This window comes from Photobacterium aphoticum, assembly GCF_001029435.1.
Classification (GTDB): Bacteria; Pseudomonadota; Gammaproteobacteria; order Enterobacterales; family Vibrionaceae; genus Photobacterium; species Photobacterium aphoticum.
In genome coordinates, this window is record NZ_LDOV01000039.1 from 1 (window position 1) to 17155 (window position 17155).

13 protein-coding genes and 1 other annotated feature are annotated in these 17155 nt (G+C 51.5%); of the genes, 5 read left to right on the top strand and 8 right to left on the bottom strand.

What is annotated here, in order from left to right; all coding sequences use genetic code 11:
- Nucleotides 1-251: 251 nt before the first annotated feature.
- The 3 genes from ABT58_RS19495 to ABT58_RS19505 all read right to left on the bottom strand — a co-directional run bounded on the left by ABT58_RS19495 (nt 252) and on the right by ABT58_RS19505 (nt 4626).
- Nucleotides 252-1733, bottom strand: a complete 1482-nt coding sequence (locus ABT58_RS19495; protein WP_047876130.1) for a carbon starvation CstA family protein — start codon at nt 1731-1733, stop codon at nt 252-254.
- A 444-nt stretch (nt 1734-2177) separates the two neighbouring features.
- Nucleotides 2178-2891, bottom strand: a complete 714-nt coding sequence (gene btsR, locus ABT58_RS19500; protein WP_047876131.1) for a two-component system response regulator BtsR — start codon at nt 2889-2891, stop codon at nt 2178-2180.
- Complete coding sequence (locus ABT58_RS19505) at nt 2884-4626, bottom strand: sensor histidine kinase (protein WP_047876132.1); 1743 nt, start codon at nt 4624-4626, stop codon at nt 2884-2886. The genes btsR and ABT58_RS19505 overlap by 8 nt, the downstream gene beginning before the upstream one ends.
- A gap of 216 nt (nt 4627-4842) precedes the next feature.
- Here ABT58_RS19505 and ABT58_RS19510 point away from each other — a divergent pair, with 216 nt between their 5' ends.
- Together ABT58_RS19510 and tyrA are read left to right on the top strand one after the other, a co-directional pair.
- Nucleotides 4843-5913, top strand: coding sequence for a 3-deoxy-7-phosphoheptulonate synthase (locus ABT58_RS19510; protein ID WP_047876133.1), 1071 nt, complete (start codon nt 4843-4845; stop codon nt 5911-5913).
- 34 nt (nt 5914-5947) lie between these two features.
- Nucleotides 5948-7075 carry a bifunctional chorismate mutase/prephenate dehydrogenase gene (gene tyrA, locus ABT58_RS19515; protein ID WP_047876134.1) on the top strand — a complete coding sequence of 376 codons (1128 nt, stop codon included), beginning with the start codon at nt 5948-5950 and terminating at the stop codon, nt 7073-7075.
- A gap of 88 nt (nt 7076-7163) precedes the next feature.
- Here the strand turns inward: tyrA and ABT58_RS19520 are convergent, their stop codons facing one another.
- The 4 genes from ABT58_RS19520 to bamD all read right to left on the bottom strand — a co-directional run bounded on the left by ABT58_RS19520 (nt 7164) and on the right by bamD (nt 11683).
- Entirely contained in the window at nt 7164-8435 is a 1272-nt protein-coding gene (locus ABT58_RS19520; RefSeq protein WP_047876135.1) for a glycosyltransferase family 4 protein, read from the bottom strand.
- A gap of 156 nt (nt 8436-8591) precedes the next feature.
- Complete coding sequence (pheA, locus tag ABT58_RS19525; protein WP_047876136.1) at nt 8592-9761, bottom strand: prephenate dehydratase; 1170 nt, start codon at nt 9759-9761, stop codon at nt 8592-8594.
- A gap of 25 nt (nt 9762-9786) precedes the next feature.
- Nucleotides 9787-9910, bottom strand: a sequence feature (Phe leader region).
- A 153-nt stretch (nt 9911-10063) separates the two neighbouring features.
- Nucleotides 10064-10417 (bottom strand): ribosome hibernation-promoting factor, HPF/YfiA family, encoded by a 354-nt coding sequence (gene hpf, locus ABT58_RS19530; protein ID WP_047876137.1) that lies wholly within the window; start codon nt 10415-10417, stop codon nt 10064-10066.
- Between the two features lie 540 nt (nt 10418-10957).
- The gene (gene bamD, locus ABT58_RS19535; RefSeq protein WP_047876138.1) at nt 10958-11683 is read right to left on the bottom strand and encodes an outer membrane protein assembly factor BamD; all 726 of its coding nucleotides are present in this window, start codon (nt 11681-11683) and stop codon (nt 10958-10960) included.
- Between the two features lie 139 nt (nt 11684-11822).
- On the opposite strand from bamD, the gene rluD reads away from it, so the two are divergent.
- Together rluD and pgeF are read left to right on the top strand one after the other, a co-directional pair.
- A complete protein-coding gene (gene rluD, locus ABT58_RS19540; RefSeq protein WP_047876139.1) occupies nt 11823-12797 on the top strand; it encodes a 23S rRNA pseudouridine(1911/1915/1917) synthase RluD in 975 nt (324 codons plus the stop codon).
- A 1-nt stretch (nt 12798) separates the two neighbouring features.
- Entirely contained in the window at nt 12799-13545 is a 747-nt protein-coding gene (gene pgeF / locus ABT58_RS19545; protein ID WP_047876140.1) for a peptidoglycan editing factor PgeF, read from the top strand.
- A gap of 115 nt (nt 13546-13660) precedes the next feature.
- On the opposite strand, the gene ABT58_RS19550 is transcribed toward pgeF, so the two are convergent.
- Nucleotides 13661-14029, bottom strand: coding sequence for a hypothetical protein (locus ABT58_RS19550; protein WP_047876141.1), 369 nt, complete (start codon nt 14027-14029; stop codon nt 13661-13663).
- Nucleotides 14030-14251: 222 nt separating this feature from the next.
- Here ABT58_RS19550 and clpB point away from each other — a divergent pair, with 222 nt between their 5' ends.
- Nucleotides 14252-16825, top strand: coding sequence for an ATP-dependent chaperone ClpB (gene clpB, locus ABT58_RS19555; protein ID WP_047876142.1), 2574 nt, complete (start codon nt 14252-14254; stop codon nt 16823-16825).
- Nucleotides 16826-17155 lie beyond the last annotated feature (330 nt).

The window sequence follows — 17155 nt, forward strand, 5'->3', positions numbered from 1 at the left end:
CCACAGGCCCACAGGACCACAGGACCACAGGACCACAGGACCACAGGACCACAGGACCACAGGACCACAGGACCACAGGACCACAGGACCACAGGACCACAGGACCACAGGACCACAGGACCACAAATGATTTTGATTTTGCTCTTACTCGGAGCGAAGCGTGACCCGTCCCTAGGTACTCGCCCCTGCTTTCCCCAGCCATAAAAAAACCAGCCCGTAGGCTGGTTTTTCGATTCAGTGGCTTTCACCGATTATTTTGCTGCTTCTAGCTCGCCGCTTTCTTCATCGGCCAGGTCGGTTTCACCTTTGCCTTTTGAGCGCTTGATGATCAGAGCTGTGATACCGAAGGCACTGATAAGGCCCGCTGCGGTAGACAGGGTCATTGGCAGACCGAAGCCTAGCTGGCTGTTATTCAGGATGAAGGTAATACATACCGTGGTCATGAAGATAGCCGGTACTGTTGTGATCCAGTGCAGTTTGTTGTGGCGCAGCAGGTAAGCCGATGCGGTCCACAGCATCATCACTGCGGTTGCTTGGTTTGCAAAGCCGAAGTAACGCCAGATAATTGCGAAGTCAACCTGAGTCAGAATGCCACCCACTACGAATAGCGGTACAGCCATTAGCAGACGGTTACGCAGGGTTTTCTGCTCCATGTTGAAGTATTCAGCCAGGATCAGACGGCTTGAACGGAATGCTGTATCACCTGATGTGATTGGCAGGATAACCACACCCAGGAAGGCAATGATACCGCCGAACACACCCAGTAGACCCATAGATGCCGTGTATACCACGTTACCCGGACCGCCGTTAGCAACCGCTTCGTTCAGACCTTCTACTGAGCCGAAGAAAGACAGGGCAACCGCACACCAAATCAGGGCAATCACACCTTCACCGATCATTGCACCGTAGAAAACGAAGCGGCCGTTCTTTTCATTTTCCATACAACGCGCCATCAGCGGAGACTGTGTTGCGTGGAAGCCTGAAATCGCACCACAAGCAATGGTGATGAACAGGGCTGGCCATAGTGGTAGATCGTTCGGGTTCATGTTAGTGAACATCTGGCTCATCTCGTAGCCCGCTAGCAGTGAGTGCTCGCTAGAGAACGCCATTGCAGTGATAAGACCGACAGACATGAAGATCAACAGTGCACCGAAGAACGGGTAGAAACGGCCGATGATTTTATCGACAGGGACAATCGTCGCCAGAATGTAGTAAGCGAAAATCACAACAACCATGGTGGTCATCGACAGGCCGATGTCGGTCTGCTCATTCACCAGGTTGGTGATCATGCCCGCAGGCGCTGAAACGAACACCACACCCACCAATAGCAACAGCACGATAGCAAAAATATTCATAAAGTGTTTTGCACCGTTGCCCAGGTAGCGACCGGTAATGCTTGGTACAGAGGCGCCGCCGTTACGCACAGAGAGCATGCCTGAGAAGTAGTCGTGTACCGCACCGGCGAACACACAGCCTAGGACAATCCACAGCATCGCAGCCGGACCGTATAGCGCACCCATGATTGGGCCGAAGATTGGGCCAACACCGGCAATGTTCAATAGCTGTACCAGGTACACCTTCTTGTTAGACATCGGCACGTAGTCCACGCCGTCATTTTTGGTGTAAGCCGGTGTTTTACGGTTTTCGTTAATACCGAAGACTTTCTCAACAAAGGCACCGTAGATGAAATAGCCACCGACGAGTGCTGCGACACACATTAGAAACCAAGCCATATGCTTATCTCTCTTTTCCTTGGTAGTGGGTTGAATTGCGTTCCTTGCCTGACACCACGGCAATCGGCGCAATGCTTCTTTTGATACATGCCATGGTAATGATTTAGGAGCAATAATCATCCGCTAAGAGAGTGAGTGGCGTTATAGCGGTGTGAGTGGTCGATATGACTATTAAGCGGTTTTTCCGTGCTATAACGCTACTTTTTCCGAGCGGTAACGTTTGCGAAGATTATTCTGAAAATGTGATCACGGCATACCTGCTGATTGCGCCAATAGACGTTTACGCTAATAGCTGGTTAGGGGATGGGAAGAAAGTATAGGGAGAAGGCATCGTGTGTCGGCCCCCGTTAACGACGGGGGCGCTGTGGTATGGCGTAAAGTCGCATGATGAAAGAGGCGGTGCGACGTAAGCGTCGTATGACGAAGAGAAAAGAGGCTGTCGGCTTAGTTCAGACCAAAGCGATCTTTGAGCTCTTTGAGATAACGGCGACTGACCGGCACCTGATGGTGGCTTTGGGTGGTGATCTCCGCCAAGCCATTTTCTAGCAGTTTGATTTCACGGATCGCCTGCGGGTGGATCAGGTACTGGCGGTGACAGCGGATCAACGGTGTTTTCTCTTCCAGTGTTTTAAGGGTCAGCTGAGTCGTTGCTTTGCTGGTCTTACTCACCACATGCACGCCGGACAGATCCGAGTAAGCGGTTTCAATCTCGGCCGGACGCAGCAAGATAATGCGGTTATGACCGGTGCACGGGATCAGCTCCAGCATGTCACTGACCAGCGGCGCGTAATCAACCGGCTGGCATTCACGGGTTAAGCGCTTGAGGGTTTTCTCCAGACGTGCCGGTTCAACCGGTTTGAGCAGGTAATCAAATGCATTATCTTCAAACGCCTGCAGGGCGTAGTCGTCATAGGCGGTGACAAACACCACTTTGGGCATAGTGTCCGGATCGAGCATGCTCAGCAGTTCGATGCCGGTGATCTGCGGCATCTGGATATCGAGAAAAATCGCATCCGGTTTGAGCGTGTTGATTTTTTTCAGGGCCTCAATGGCATTGCTGCATTCGCCGATCACGTTCACTTTGCCGCTTTCTTCCAACAGATCCATCAACTCTTCGCGGGCATATCGTTCATCATCAATGACGAGGGCGTTAATCATGCAGCGTGTTCTCCTTACGTGGGGTTGTGGCATGCGTGAAAGGCATGCGAATGGTGGCGCGTGTCCATAATTGAGGCTGATAACTCATGGTCAGCCCGTACTGTTTACCAAAGCGGTTTTTCAGGCGCTTATCGACAATTTTCATGCCAAGGCCGTGTTCTTTGTCTTCCGGTTCTGTGGTGCTGGCTGATGCGAGGGGATCGGTCTCTTGATAGTTCCCGGCATTGTCTTCCACTTCTAGGATCATGTCGTTGTCTTGCACATAGCCATTAATGGTGATTTTACCATCTTCCAACAGTGAGGATGTACCGTGTTTGATGGCGTTTTCTACCAAAGGCTGCAAGGTAAATGTCGGCAAAGGGTGGTGTAGCAGCTCTGGGCTGACATTTATCACAACCTGCAACCGGTCTGAGAATCGGGCCAACTCGATTTCGAGATAGGCATTCACGTGTTGTAGTTCTTCCTGCAGGGTGACGGTTTCAATATTTTGTTTGAGGTTGCGGCGGAAAAACTGCGACAGATGCTGGATCAAGCGGCGGGCCTTGTCCGGGTCTCGGCGGATCACTGCACTGATGGTATTGAGCGCGTTGAACAGAAAATGCGGATTGACTTGTGCTTGCAGCAGGCGCAGTTCGGCCTGTGTCAGCAAATTTTGTTGCTGGATATAACGACCGGTCAGGATCTGGTTGGACAGTAATTTAGCGATGCCTTCGCCAAGGGTCAGGTTCACGGTAGAAAACAGTTTGCGCTTGGGCTCATACAACTTGATGGTGCCCAGTACTTCATTGTTACCGCCCACAAGCGGGATCACCAAGGCCGAGCCCAGTTTGCATTTGTCATGCAGCGAGCACTGATAAGGCATCTCGTAGCCGTCGGCATAGATCAATTCGCAGCCGTCGATGGCGCGGCGGGTATAGCCGGATGAAATCGGGGTGCCGGGCTGGTGGTGATCATCGCCAATCCCAATGAAGGCCAGAATCTTTTCCCGATCAGTAATGGCAACCGCACCGACACCGGTTTCTTCATACACGATTTGGGCGATTTTCTTGGTGGTGACCTCATCAAAGCCTTGGCTGAGGATCCCTACCGAGCGCTGGGCAATTTTCAGGGCGCGGCTGGAAAAGGCGGCCGAATATTTTTCGTAGATGGTTTTTCTGTCCTGAATGATGCTCATGAACAGCGCCGCACCAATGGAGTTGGCAATCACCATTGGTAGGGCAATGGCGCTGACCAGTTGTAAGGCTTGGCTGAACGGATCGGCAACCAGCAAAATGATCCCCATCTGGACAATTTCCGCCACCAAGGTAATACCCAGTACGACAGAGGGTTTGAATATTTGATCCACCTGGCCACGGCGCAGGTAATAGCTGTGCATCAGGCCGCCAATTAACCCTTCAGCGGTGGTCGAGATCGCACAAGCCACATCCGTAAATCCACCAAGACTGTAACGGTGCAGGCCACCGGTCAGGCCAACCGCAAACCCCACTACAGGCCCGCCCAGTAAGCCGCCCATGACGGCACCGATGGCGCGGGTGTTCGCGATGGCATCTTCAATGTGTAATCCGAAATACGTGCCTAAAATACAAAAGAGTGAAAAAAGAATGTAGCAGGCAAAGCGTTGGGACAGTCGGCCGGAGACCGAGGTGATCGGCATAAACAGCGGCGTCTTACTCAGCAGGTAGGCCAGCACTAAGTAAACACTCAGTTGTTGCAGTAACGAGAAGATCAGTTCCATTGAGGTGATATCGGCTTGTAGGGAATCACACTATGGTAACTGGCTTTCTGAAATATCGCCAAAACACATTTGATGTAAACTTTAATTTACGATTGGTGTTTTTTGTTTACACTGCCTTGCAATGATCGTGAAATCCTTGTTATGGTTTGACCATCAACAGGGAGATCCTGTTCTTCGTTCACGGTTTTGTATTTATTGATTTACAGGGAAGCCCGTATGCAAAAAGATTCGCTCAATAATGTCCATATCGAAAATGAATCCGTCCTGATCACGCCGCAGCAGCTGCGTGACAAACTGCCCGTCAGTGACACGGCACTGGAATTTGTGCGCGAGTCACGCCAGACCATTGCTGACATTATTCATAAACGCGATCACCGCCTGCTTGTGGTGTGTGGACCGTGTTCGATCCACGATATTGAAGCGGCGAAAGAATACGCCGTGAAGCTGAAAGCTCTGTCGGAAGAGCTGCAGGATCAACTCTACATTGTGATGCGAGTGTACTTTGAAAAGCCGCGTACCACGGTGGGCTGGAAAGGCCTGATCAATGATCCGCATCTTGATGGTTCGTTTGAAGTGGAGGAAGGGCTGCACATTGCCCGCCAACTGCTGATTGATTTGGTGGAAATGGGGATCCCGCTGGCGACCGAAGCCTTGGATCCGATCAGCCCGCAGTATATTGGTGATCTGTTTAGCTGGGCGGCGATTGGTGCCCGTACCACCGAATCACAAACCCACCGTGAAATGGCCAGCGGCTTGTCGATGCCGGTGGGCTTTAAAAACGGCACCGATGGCAGCCTGGGCACCGCGATCAATGCGATGCAGGCGGCGGCATCCGGTCACCGTTTTATGGGGATCAACCGTGATGGTCAGGTCGCGCTGCTCAATACCGAAGGCAACCCTGACGGCCACGTGATTTTGCGTGGCGGTAAGCAGACCAACTACGATTCGGTCTCGGTGACGGAATGTGAAAACGAGATGAAAGCATCAGGCCTTTCGCCGTCGCTGATGGTAGACTGTAGTCACGCTAACTCCCGGAAAGATTACCGACGCCAGCCGCTGGTGGCTGCCGATGTTTTCCATCAGATCCGAGAAGGCAATACCTCCATCATTGGCCTGATGCTGGAAAGCCATCTGAATGAAGGGAGCCTGAGTGCGGATCTGCCACGGGCAGAGATGGCGTACGGGGTGTCGATCACCGATGCCTGTATCAGCTGGGAGAATACGCAGACCTTGCTACGTCAGGCTCATCAGGAGCTGACGCCGTTCCTACAGCAACGACTGGATTAACCGAGCAAGTGAAGAGAGAGCAGAGAGCCGATCAATGGTTGCCGAACTGAGTAAATTACGAGATCAGATAGATGATGTCGATAAACAAATGGTGGCGCTGCTAGCCCGCCGTTTGGCATTAGTGGAAGAAGTCGGGCATGTAAAAAGTCAGCATGGCTTGCCTATCTACGCCCCGGATCGTGAGGCGGCTATGTTGGCCTCGCGTCGTCAGGAAGCCGAGCAGCAAGGTGTGCCGCCGGATCTGATTGAAGATATTTTGCGCCGCACTATGCGCGAGTCGTACGCCAGTGAAAATGATTCCGGCTTTAAGTGCCTGAACCCGACACTGCGTCCGATTGTGGTGGTCGGCGGTTATGGCCAATTGGGCAGCTTGTTCTGCCGTTTGTTCAGTTTGTCGGGCTATGAAGTGCGCAAGCTGGGCAGCCAAGACTGGGATCTCGCCGATGAGATTCTGGCCGATGCCGGTATGGTGGTGGTATCGGTGCCGATCAACCAGACCGAAGACATCATTCGCCGTCTGAGCAACTTGCCGGAAGATTGTATTCTGGCGGATCTCACGTCGGTGAAGAGTGGGCCGCTGCAAGCCATGCTGGAAGTGCACAACGGGCCAGTTGTGGGGTTACACCCGATGTTTGGTCCGGACATTGCCAGCCTCGCCAAGCAGGTGGTGGCCTACTGTGATGGCCGCAATCCGGAAAGCTACCAGTGGTTGCTGGAGCAGTTCCAGATTTGGGGCGCGACGTTAAACCGTATCAGTGCCATTGAGCACGATCAGGGCATGACCTTGATTCAGGCGCTGCGTCACTTCACCTCGTTTGCCTATGGGGTACATTTGGCAGAAGAAGATCCGAAGCTGGAGCAACTGATGTCGCTGAGCTCGCCGATCTACCGTCTGGAGCTGGCGATGGTCGGGCGTCTGTTTGCTCAGGATGCGCAGTTGTATGCGGACATTATTATGTCGTCGCCACAGAACATCGACATGATCAAACGTTTCCATCAACGCTTCGGTGAAGCGATCGAGATGCTGGATAACCAAGACAAAGAGACCTTCAAACAAGCGTTTGGCCGGGTTGAAAATTGGTTTGGTGACTATGCTCAGCATTTTTTAGTCGAGAGCCAGGGATTGCTTAGACAGGCGAACGACTCGACGCACCGTGCATGACGCGTTTCATGCAACATTAAAGACTGGGGTGGGATCACCCCAGTGTTATTTTCTGCTTACCTGCTTACCTGCTTACCTGCTTACCTGCTTACCTGCTTATTTCGTGACTGACTTTCTGGGCTGAACTCTTGGCACCTCTAACGGGCTTGGCATGCAGCGCGGCTTTAGGTGGGTGATTATCAATATGTGCCAACAGCGAAGAAACGGTTTTCTCCCAGCTGAAATGTCCCTTTGCCCATTCTTGTGCTTGCGCGCCCATCTGTGCCAGTTGCGGGTTTTGTAACAGCTGCAGCATTTTTGAGGCCAAGTCTTGCGCGTCATTGAGCTTGGCATGTGCCCCTGTCACACCATCAATCACACTGTCTTTCAGTGCCCATTCTCCGGTGACCACGGCTGGTATGCCATGCATCATGGCTTCAATCGGGGCAATCCCAAAAGGCTCGTACCGTGACGGTTGAATGTAGATCGCGCAATGCTGGAACAGGCTTTCCAGCGTCTTTAAATGCTGGGGGTTGTTTTTCGACAACAGGCCATGAAAATGAATATTCGGGTTGGGGTAGCGGCGTTGGTGTTTCACCTCCGGCCCGACCAAGTGCAGGATGGCCTGCGGATAGGTTTGCTGCACAATTTCAAAAGCCTGAATCGCCAGATCGGTGCCTTTACGTAAAAAGTCACTTTTCCCGATAAAGAGAATGTCTTTGCGGCGGTAGTCTTTCTGCTGGCTGGTGATGTGTTCAAACGGCGACAGGTTGGTGCCCATGTCGATATTCACCACGCGAGCGGGCGGCAGCTGATAATGATCGATGAAGGATTGGCGCAAGTATTCGCTGGTAGTGAAAATCAAATCCATGTCATGGGCGACTTTCTTTTCATACGCGATGGCTTCCGCAAACAGCGTTTTCTGTGCGCGGAGTGCTTTGGGCGTAAAGCTGGAGGTTTGCCGCTCGGCGATATTGCCATCCTGATAGCTGAAAATTGGCATCTTGTTGCCGTAGATCTCACGGGCATTCATGTAGGCGCCGAGTTGCACCACAGCATGGTCAGGGGGAGAGGCGGATTGGGCGTGCTGTATTTGGTGTAAGTGCGCCAGTTGGCGGGCTTTGTCTGTCAGATCATCGCGATAGGCTTTGCTCATATAGAGCTTACGCTTCCACACTTCCTTGTTGTAATGCAGGCAACCGGCAAAACGGCGATAGTAATACCAGCGACTCAGTTCAGGGCCAAACGCATAGGCTAAGCGTTGTTGGCGATTGAGCTCATGGAAAAAGGAGGCAGAGCTGCCTGACCAGGACGAGGGATGATAGGGATCGGAACCCATCAATCCGCCGGTGAGAATGCCAATGATCTTATCCTGATGCATACCGAACCCTCCATAGCCGCATTGATCTTTAGGGTAGACGATATGCCTTGAAATACAATGGTGTGGCCGCTAAGCAGAAGAGTGTCGCCTGCTTAGCGGTGTTTGCGGTGTTTGTCGCTGTTGCGGTGTGAGTAGGGGGGTAACCGAAAAGGGGCGTTAGATCTCAACGTCGGTCGGTTTCACATTCTCACTCGGGTAGCAGCCCAGTACTTTGATAAAGCGCGTCAGTTGGGTGAGCTCTTCCAGCGCCGATTGCATCAATTCCGATTTCAGGTTCTCTTCCACATCCACGTAGAACATCTCTTCCCACGGGTTGCCAATCACCGGACGCGATTCCAGTTTGGTCATATTGATGTGATGGTTACGCAGCACCAACAGACACTCCACCAACGAGCCCGCTTGCTGGGCGGTGGACATGATCAAAGTGGTTTTGGCGGGGATCAGCGGCGTGACATTGACCGGCTTACGTGCCACGACGATAAAGCGGGTGTAGTTCTCCTGCTGATTCGCGATATTGCCTTTCAGGGCGGTTAAGCCATACAACTCACCGCTGGTGGCATTGCCGATGGCGGCCACATTCGGTTGTTTTAATTCTGCCACTTTCTGCATCGCTTCAGCGGTGCTGGAGCAGTATTCCTGCTTGATGCCGCCTAAGGCATGCAGGAACTCGCTGCACTGCTGGTGAGGCTGGGGGTGCGAGTAGAGGGTATCAATCTGTTCCAGTTGCGTATCGACGGCTGTCAGCAGGCAGTGCTCAATGGACTCGGTAATTTCACCGACAATCGACAGGCTGGTGTGCTGCAGCAGATCATAGACTTCATTGATGGAGCCTGAGCTGGTGTTTTCAATCGGCAGGACACCGTAATCGGCATGGCCATTTTCAACCACATGCAACACATCACGGAATGTATTGCAGCTGAGCTCAACCAGTTTGGTTTGCTTTTTGCTGAAGTAATGGCGGCTGGCGAGATGGGAGTAGGAGCCTTTGGCGCCCAAGAAGGAGACACGTGCTGTTGGTTGTAGGCTGTCTGGATTGGTGAGCTTTTGCAGATAGGCTTGTTGGTACAACACGGAGTCTTCAATGATGGTATGGAAGATCTGCGTGACATACTGTGCGTCGAGCTGCTCTTCTTTGCCGCGTTCAATCAGGCGCAACAACAGGGCGTGCTCACGCTCTTGATCGCGTACTGGCTTGGCAGTTTGGATTTTGCTTTTGGCGACAGCCAAACTGAGTTGGCGGCGTTCCGCCAGTAGCTTGAGGATCTCATTATCAATGTGGGTGACATTTTCCCGAATGTCATCCAGCGAATAGTGTGGTTCTGTCATTGTGGCTTCCTGTCTGTCTATAACCTACAAAAAAGCCTCCGCAAGGTGGGAGGCTCTCTGTTCGTCTTTCGCTTTATTCTGGCGTAACGATGAGCCCCCGATTACGGTGACATAAAAAAGAAGCGAAAGAAAAACAGGTGTTGTGGATGCATCGTGTCTGAATATGAATTGGTTATTTTGTGTAAGATATGGCTCAACATTATGCAGCGGGCGAAATGATGTCAAGCAGAAACTAAACAGCCCCGCTGGGCGGGGCTGTGAGGGGAAGCCAGTCGCTCCCCCTGAGAATCCTCTTGTCGTAATTATGCTTCAGTTTCTTCTGCGGCATCGACTTCTTCGATTTCCGGCTTATCACTGTGGCTGGCGCGACGGGCCGTCGGTTTGTGAGCTTGTTTGTTAAGTTGGCGTTCCAGTTTTTGGTACACTTCAGTGATCGCGCCGTACATATCGTCATGCTCTGCTGAGGCGACTAATTGACCTCCCGGAATAGCAGCAGAAATCTCGACTTTAAATTGACGATTTGGCTCAGTACTGATGACGGCATGTTTGCCAATAAAAGGTACCTGGTACTTCTCTAACTTCTTGAATTTAAATTCAATTCGCTCACGGATAGCAGGGGTGATATCTAGGTTTTTGCCAGTGATGTCTAGTGTCATAATTATCTTTCCTCTTTTGCTACCCTTCGTTGGGTTAACTTCAGATTACTAAAATCAGCGAACAATAATGTGATCTGTGTCACGCTTGGGCGTTTAAATTATCGCCACAAAAAATTCTGTGATCGGGCTTAGTTTGTTGCAAAAAAGTTTGAAGAAAGTGCTTGTCGTCGAGAAAGGATTTGGGGCAGTATGGAGGAAGGTAGAACGCTGGTGGCTGGTGCTAATCAGGGACCTTATTCGATTTATAACAATGACTTGTGTTATTTTTGACCACTAAAGCAAGCCATGATTGATGTGCTTCATGGCCCGTGAGGTCGCCGATCAACGTCTTCTTATGACGCATCACGTGATGATGTCGTGGTATCGAATCACTAAAGACCAAATACTGAAGACAATGTACCTACTGAAGATAATGTACCGAACATAAAAGTACCGAACATAAAAAAACAGCAGCCACCGGGCTGCTGTTTTTGTTTGTGCTGTTTTTGGCTTAGGAGGAGGCTTATCTTCCTCGCTTTACTTCAAGAGCGGCGAATGGCCTTAAAGCGGGTTCAAGGTCATCAGCTGGCGCGTATTGTCCAGCGGTGTTTCCAGTCCCAACTCTTCATACGCTTTAGCCATCAGCTTGAGTGACTCACGGGCCGCATGCGTATCGGCAAACTCATCTTGGATCAGCTGCGCACGGTTAATCGCGGCCACCCAAGCACCACGACGAATGTAAAAGTCGGTGGTGGCCAGCTCATAATCGGCCAGGCGGTTTTTCAAAAACACCATACGCGCTTGTGCATCGGCTGCGTAACGGCTGTTCGGGTAACGCTCTAGCAGACGTTTAAAGTCGTGGAACGCTTTGCGTGCCGGCTCTGGATCGCGGTCATGACGGTCGATATTGAACAAGTCATGCATAAAGCTGCGGTCTTGTGCCATACGGGTCAGGCCGCGCATGTACAGTACCCAGTCCGCTTTTTCATGTGCCGGGTTTAAACGGTTAAAGCGATCGATGGTTGCTTCGCCCAAGGCCAAGTCATCGTTTTTGTAGTACGCATAGATCAGATCCAGCTGTACTTGCTCGGAGTAGGCCCCGAACGGGTAACGGGAATCCAGCGTCTCAAGACGTTCGATTGCTGTCGTCCAGCTGCCGTTTTGCAACGCTTGTTGAGCGGTCGCGTAAAGTTCCGAAGGTGGCACATCCGGCACCACTTCTTCCGTGGTTGAACAACCTGAAAGGAGAGTTACGGCAAGAAGAGCTGTGAGGGTCAGGCGTTTCATTGTGGCGTCTGCTTCCTTGATAAAAATTTTATTTCTGTGGATCCATTACGGTCAGCCCCGTTAACAGATACAATGACACTATTAGGTTATTTTACGCAGCGTTTGACGTTTAGTCCCACGGTTTTTAAAAAAGTTCGCTATGGCACAACAGATAGAGTTAACAAATACAGTAAATGATAGCCAGTTAGGCTTGCGTCTCGATCAGGTTATTGCTGAATTGTACCCAGATTATTCCCGCTCACGGATTAAAGAGTGGATCCTTAATGGCATGGTATCGGTGAACGGGGACGTCGTAACCAAACCACGTACAAAAATGATGGGTGGCGAAGATCTGTTGATCAACGCTGAAATCGAAGACGAAGTGCGTTGGGAAGCACAAGACATCCCACTGGACATCGTTTACGAAGATGAGCACATCATTGTGATCAATAAGCCGCGTGATTTCGTGGTTCACCCTGGTGCGGGTACGCCTGATGGCACAGTACTGAATGCGTTGTTGTTCCATTGTCCTGAACTGGCAGAAGTGCCACGTGCAGGTATCGTGCACCGTCTGGATAAAGACACCACCGGTTTGATGGTGGTGGCGAAAACCATTCAGGCGCAAACCCGTTTGGTGCGTGCGCTGCAAAAACGCAAAATTACCCGTGAATACGAAGCCATTGCAATGGGCCGTATGACCGGTGGCGGTACGGTAGAAAAACCGATTGGTCGTCACTCCACCAAGCGTACCTGCATGGCGGTGAATGAGATGGGCAAACCGGCGATTACGCACTACCGTGTGGCGGAGCACTTCCGTGATCACACCCGTATCGTGCTGCGTCTGGAAACAGGCCGTACTCACCAGATCCGTGTGCACATGGCTTACCTGACACACCCGTTGGTGGGGGATGCAACCTACGGTGGTCGTCCACGTCCGCCACGTAACGCGACCCCTGAGCTGATCCAAGCGCTACGTGCGTTTGACCGTCAGGCACTGCACGCGCGTATGCTGCGTCTTGAGCACCCAATTACCGGTGAGTTGATGGAATGGCGTGCTGCAATGCCGATCGATATGGTTGCGATGATCAACATTCTGCGTGATGACCGTGACACACATGCTGAGGATGAATACTAAGATGCTTATCGTTCCTAACTGGCCCGCACCAGCCGCCGTGAAAGCGGTGACGACAACCCGTGAGGGAGGATGCAGTGTTGCACCTTATCAGGGGTTTAATCTGGGGCTGCACGTTGGGGATGACAGTAATGCGGTAGCGGATAACCGTGCCACGTTACAGCAAGTCTTAGGTTTAGCTGATCCACCCGCCTGGCTGAATCAGGTACACGGCACCACGGTATTGAGCCTGACTCAGCCGTTGGATCATGTGCCGGATGCGGATGGCAGTTTTACGGAACAACCCGGATTGGCCTGTACGGTCATGACGGCTGACTGCTTGCCTGTTTTGTTGTGTGACAAAGCCGGTACGGCGGTGGCGGCAGTGCATGCGGGTTGGCGCGGGCTGGTGGATGGCATCATCGAACAAGCGGTGGCGCGTTTTTCTTCTGCTCCTGATGAACTGATGGCGTGGTTAGGGCCTGCGATCGGGCCTGACGCGTTTGAAGTGGGCGGAGAAGTGCGGGCGCAATTTATTGCCCATGATCCCGCAGCGGCTGCAGCCTTTGTGGCGATCGAGCCTTCAGCGAACGATAAATGGTTAGCGGATCTGTACCAGTTGGCCACGCAACGTTTACAGGCTGTAGGCGTGACAGCGGTATATGGCGGTGAACATTGTACGTTCAGCGAACCGTCCCAGTTCTATTCTTATCGTCGAGATGGGGTGACAGGGCGTCAGGCCAGTTTGATCTGGCTGGAGCGCGATCAGTAATCGCACGGCGACAAGGTAAAAGATGATGTAAAAAGGGCGCATTCCTGCATGGGGATGCGCCCTTTTTTATTTGGCGGCTAGCGCGGCGAGTTCAACCGTGCTCAGCTTAAAGAGCCTAGTTCAGCACGGTAATGTTGATGGGATTGGCCGGAGACAGTTCAACCACATGGGCACCGTACGGCACCGTATATAAACGGTAGCCATCACCGTCTGCACGATAAAAGCGCTGTGTCGCTGTGTCCTGTAACAGCACGATACCGTTATAGCTGACCGTTCGGAGCATGGCATGGTGTACCACGACCACTTTATTCGGGACGGTATTGCCTCGACGACGCTCAATACGTTCTTCCGTGCGATGTTCAATACGCGCTTCCTGGCGAGCTTCCTGACGGTGTTCTTGGATATCACGTTGTGCCATCACAGTCGTTGGCATGATGAGCAGGGCAAGAGTCATGATTCGGGTGATCTGGCGTTGCGTGTTCATAATGATGATCCTTTATAGAGAATATCGTACGGTTAAATAGTACGCCATTCGGATTAACGCTGTCAATGCACGTTCTATAATCAAACCGTTTATCTATTCAACACCGATCTTGCAGGGTGAAATATCGCCAAAACGTATATTTTTAAACAATCAGCAGCCACAGGCTATTGAAAAACGAGAATGAGATCACCATATCTATCTTCAGAATAGAGAGGAGGACTTATGCGTCTTGACCGTTTTACTAGCAAATTCCAAATGGCGATCTCTGATGCTCAGTCGCTAGCATTAGGGCGAGACCATCAGTATATCGAGCCGGCGCACCTGATGGTGGCCCTGTTAAACCAAGATGGCAGCACAATTCGACCGTTGCTGACATTATTGGATGTCGATATGGCGCAATTGCGCTCCGGATTAGCCGAATTATTGGATCGCTTGCCGAAGGTGAGCGGTATCGGCGGTGATGTGCAATTGTCACATGGCATGGGCATGTTGCTGAACATGTGCGACAAGCTGGCACAGAAGCGTAACGACAAATTTATTTCATCGGAATTGTTCATTCTGGCGGCCGTTGATGACAAAGGCCCATTAGGCCAGTTGTTGAAATCAAAAGGTATGACCGCTGACAAAATTGAACAGGCGATAGAGAAAGTGCGTGGTGGTCAGAAAGTCGATGATCCTAACGCGGAACAAAACCGTCAGGCACTGGAAAAATTCACCATTGATCTGACCGAACGTGCCGAGCAAGGGAAATTGGATCCGGTGATCGGCCGTGACGATGAAATTCGCCGTACCATTCAGGTGCTGCAACGCCGTACCAAAAATAACCCGGTGATCATCGGTGAGCCAGGGGTGGGTAAAACCGCCATCGTTGAAGGCTTGGCCCAGCGTATCGTCAATGGTGAAGTGCCGGAAGGGCTGCGCAATAAACGTGTGCTGTCGTTGGATATGGGCTCACTGATCGCCGGCGCGAAATACCGAGGCGAATTTGAAGAGCGTCTGAAAGCGGTACTGAATGAGCTGTCACAAGAAGAGGGCAGTGTGATCCTCTTTATTGATGAACTCCATACCATGGTCGGCGCCGGTAAAGGCGAAGGCGCGATGGATGCCGGTAATATGCTCAAACCGGCTCTGGCCCGTGGTGAGCTGCACTGTGTCGGTGCCACCACGTTGGATGAGTACCGTCAGTACATTGAAAAAGATGCGGCACTGGAACGACGCTTCCAAAAAGTGCTGGTGGATGAGCCAACCGTAGAAGATACCGTGGCTATCTTGCGTGGTCTGAAAGAGCGCTACGAGCTGCACCACCACGTGGAAATTACTGATCCGGCGATTGTGGCGGCGGCGAGTTTGTCACACCGTTATATCTCAGATCGTCAGTTACCGGATAAAGCGATCGATTTGATTGATGAAGCGGCATCCAGCATTCGTATGCAGATTGACTCCAAACCGGAATCGTTAGATCGCCTAGAGCGCCGTATCATTCAGCTGAAGATTGAACAGCAGGCGCTGGTCAAAGAAAGCGATGATGCCAGTCAGAAACGCTTAGCGGATCTGCGTGTGGATTTGGATACCAAAGAGCGCGAGTACGCCGAACTGGAAGAAGTGTGGAATGCCGAGAAAGCGGCGCTTTCGGGTACGCAGCACATTAAAACAGAGTTAGAGCAAGCACGTACTGACATGGAAATTGCCCGTCGCGCGGGGGATTTAAATCGCATGTCGGAATTGCAGTACGGCCGCATCCCTGAGCTGGAAAAACAGCTCGACTTAGCGGCGCAGGCTGAAATGCAAGAGATGAGCTTGCTGAAGAACAAAGTGACCGATGCTGAAATTGCCGAAGTCTTGTCTCGTCAAACCGGTATTCCGGTCGCGAAGATGCTGGAAGGGGAGCGTGACAAGCTATTGCAGATGGAAGTGGGTCTGCACCAGCGCGTGATTGGTCAAAATGAAGCGGTGGAAGCGGTATCCAATGCTATTCGACGTAGCCGTGCCGGCTTGGCCGATCCTAATCGCCCAATCGGTTCGTTCTTATTCTTAGGCCCAACCGGTGTCGGTAAAACCGAATTGTGCAAAGCACTGGCTAACTTCATGTTCGACAGTGATGATGCCATGGTGCGGATTGATATGTCCGAGTTCATGGAGAAACACTCTGTGGCACGTTTGGTCGGTGCGCCTCCGGGTTACGTGGGTTATGAAGAAGGCGGTTACCTGACAGAAGCGGTACGTCGTCGTCCTTATTCCGTGATCCTGTTGGATGAGGTTGAAAAAGCACACCCGGATGTCTTCAATATTCTGTTGCAAGTGCTGGATGATGGTCGCCTGACAGATGGACAAGGCCGTACGGTCGATTTCCGTAACAGTGTGGTGATCATGACCTCGAACTTGGGATCGGATCGTATTCAGGAACACTTCGGTGAGCTGGATTATGCCGGTATCAAGCAGATGGTGATGGATGTGGTCGGTCAGCATTTCCGCCCGGAATTCATTAACCGTGTTGATGAGACCGTTGTTTTCCATCCTCTGGGTGCTGAAAACATCAAGAACATCGCCTCTATTCAGATTGCGCGTTTGGTGAAACGTCTTGCTGAACGTGATTATCAGCTAACGTTGGATGAAAGTGCGTTGGATCTGATCGCAGAAGCAGGCTTTGATCCGGTATATGGGGCGCGTCCATTGAAACGTGCGATTCAGCAGTATGTGGAAAACCCACTGGCGCAAGACATTCTGTCTGGCAAGCTCACCACAGGGAAACCGATCACGGTAGTTGCAGAAGACGGGCATATTGTTGCTCGCCAGTAACGGATAGTGCATGAAAAGATGAACACCGCCTTCGGGCGGTGTTTTTTTATTTGTTTGCCATAAATAAAGAGAGAGAATGCGCAGCAGGGAAGGGGGGAGCAATACAAAGTTGCGGTAAAGATGGGTTTTCATAGTGAGTTGCGCCTGAAAATCGAGCTAATTTGCTATTGGTGGTTGTAAAGTGAACAGTTGATTTGTTTTTGCTGTTTTTTTTATTTTTAGGGGTTGCGCGCGATCAGAATCTCCCTATAATGCGACCTCACTGACACGGACAACGGCATCGCCGGTAACGATAAGTCAGTTTGTTCTTTAACAATTTGACCATGCAAT

What these genes read in the sequence shown, in the direction of transcription:
- ABT58_RS19495 (WP_047876130.1), bottom strand. Translation starts at nt 1,733, where the DNA reads ATGGCTTGGTTTCTAATGTGTGTCGCAGCACTCGTCGGTGGCTATTTC.
- btsR (WP_047876131.1), bottom strand. Translation starts at nt 2,891, where the DNA reads ATGATTAACGCCCTCGTCATTGATGATGAACGATATGCCCGCGAAGAG.
- ABT58_RS19505 (WP_047876132.1), bottom strand. Translation starts at nt 4,626, where the DNA reads ATGGAACTGATCTTCTCGTTACTGCAACAACTGAGTGTTTACTTAGTG.
- ABT58_RS19510 (WP_047876133.1), top strand. Translation starts at nt 4,843, where the DNA reads ATGCAAAAAGATTCGCTCAATAATGTCCATATCGAAAATGAATCCGTC.
- tyrA (WP_047876134.1), top strand. Translation starts at nt 5,948, where the DNA reads ATGGTTGCCGAACTGAGTAAATTACGAGATCAGATAGATGATGTCGAT.
- ABT58_RS19520 (WP_047876135.1), bottom strand. Translation starts at nt 8,435, where the DNA reads ATGCATCAGGATAAGATCATTGGCATTCTCACCGGCGGATTGATGGGT.
- pheA (WP_047876136.1), bottom strand. Translation starts at nt 9,761, where the DNA reads ATGACAGAACCACACTATTCGCTGGATGACATTCGGGAAAATGTCACC.
- hpf (WP_047876137.1), bottom strand. Translation starts at nt 10,417, where the DNA reads ATGACACTAGACATCACTGGCAAAAACCTAGATATCACCCCTGCTATC.
- bamD (WP_047876138.1), bottom strand. Translation starts at nt 11,683, where the DNA reads ATGAAACGCCTGACCCTCACAGCTCTTCTTGCCGTAACTCTCCTTTCA.
- rluD (WP_047876139.1), top strand. Translation starts at nt 11,823, where the DNA reads ATGGCACAACAGATAGAGTTAACAAATACAGTAAATGATAGCCAGTTA.
- pgeF (WP_047876140.1), top strand. Translation starts at nt 12,799, where the DNA reads ATGCTTATCGTTCCTAACTGGCCCGCACCAGCCGCCGTGAAAGCGGTG.
- ABT58_RS19550 (WP_047876141.1), bottom strand. Translation starts at nt 14,029, where the DNA reads ATGAACACGCAACGCCAGATCACCCGAATCATGACTCTTGCCCTGCTC.
- clpB (WP_047876142.1), top strand. Translation starts at nt 14,252, where the DNA reads ATGCGTCTTGACCGTTTTACTAGCAAATTCCAAATGGCGATCTCTGAT.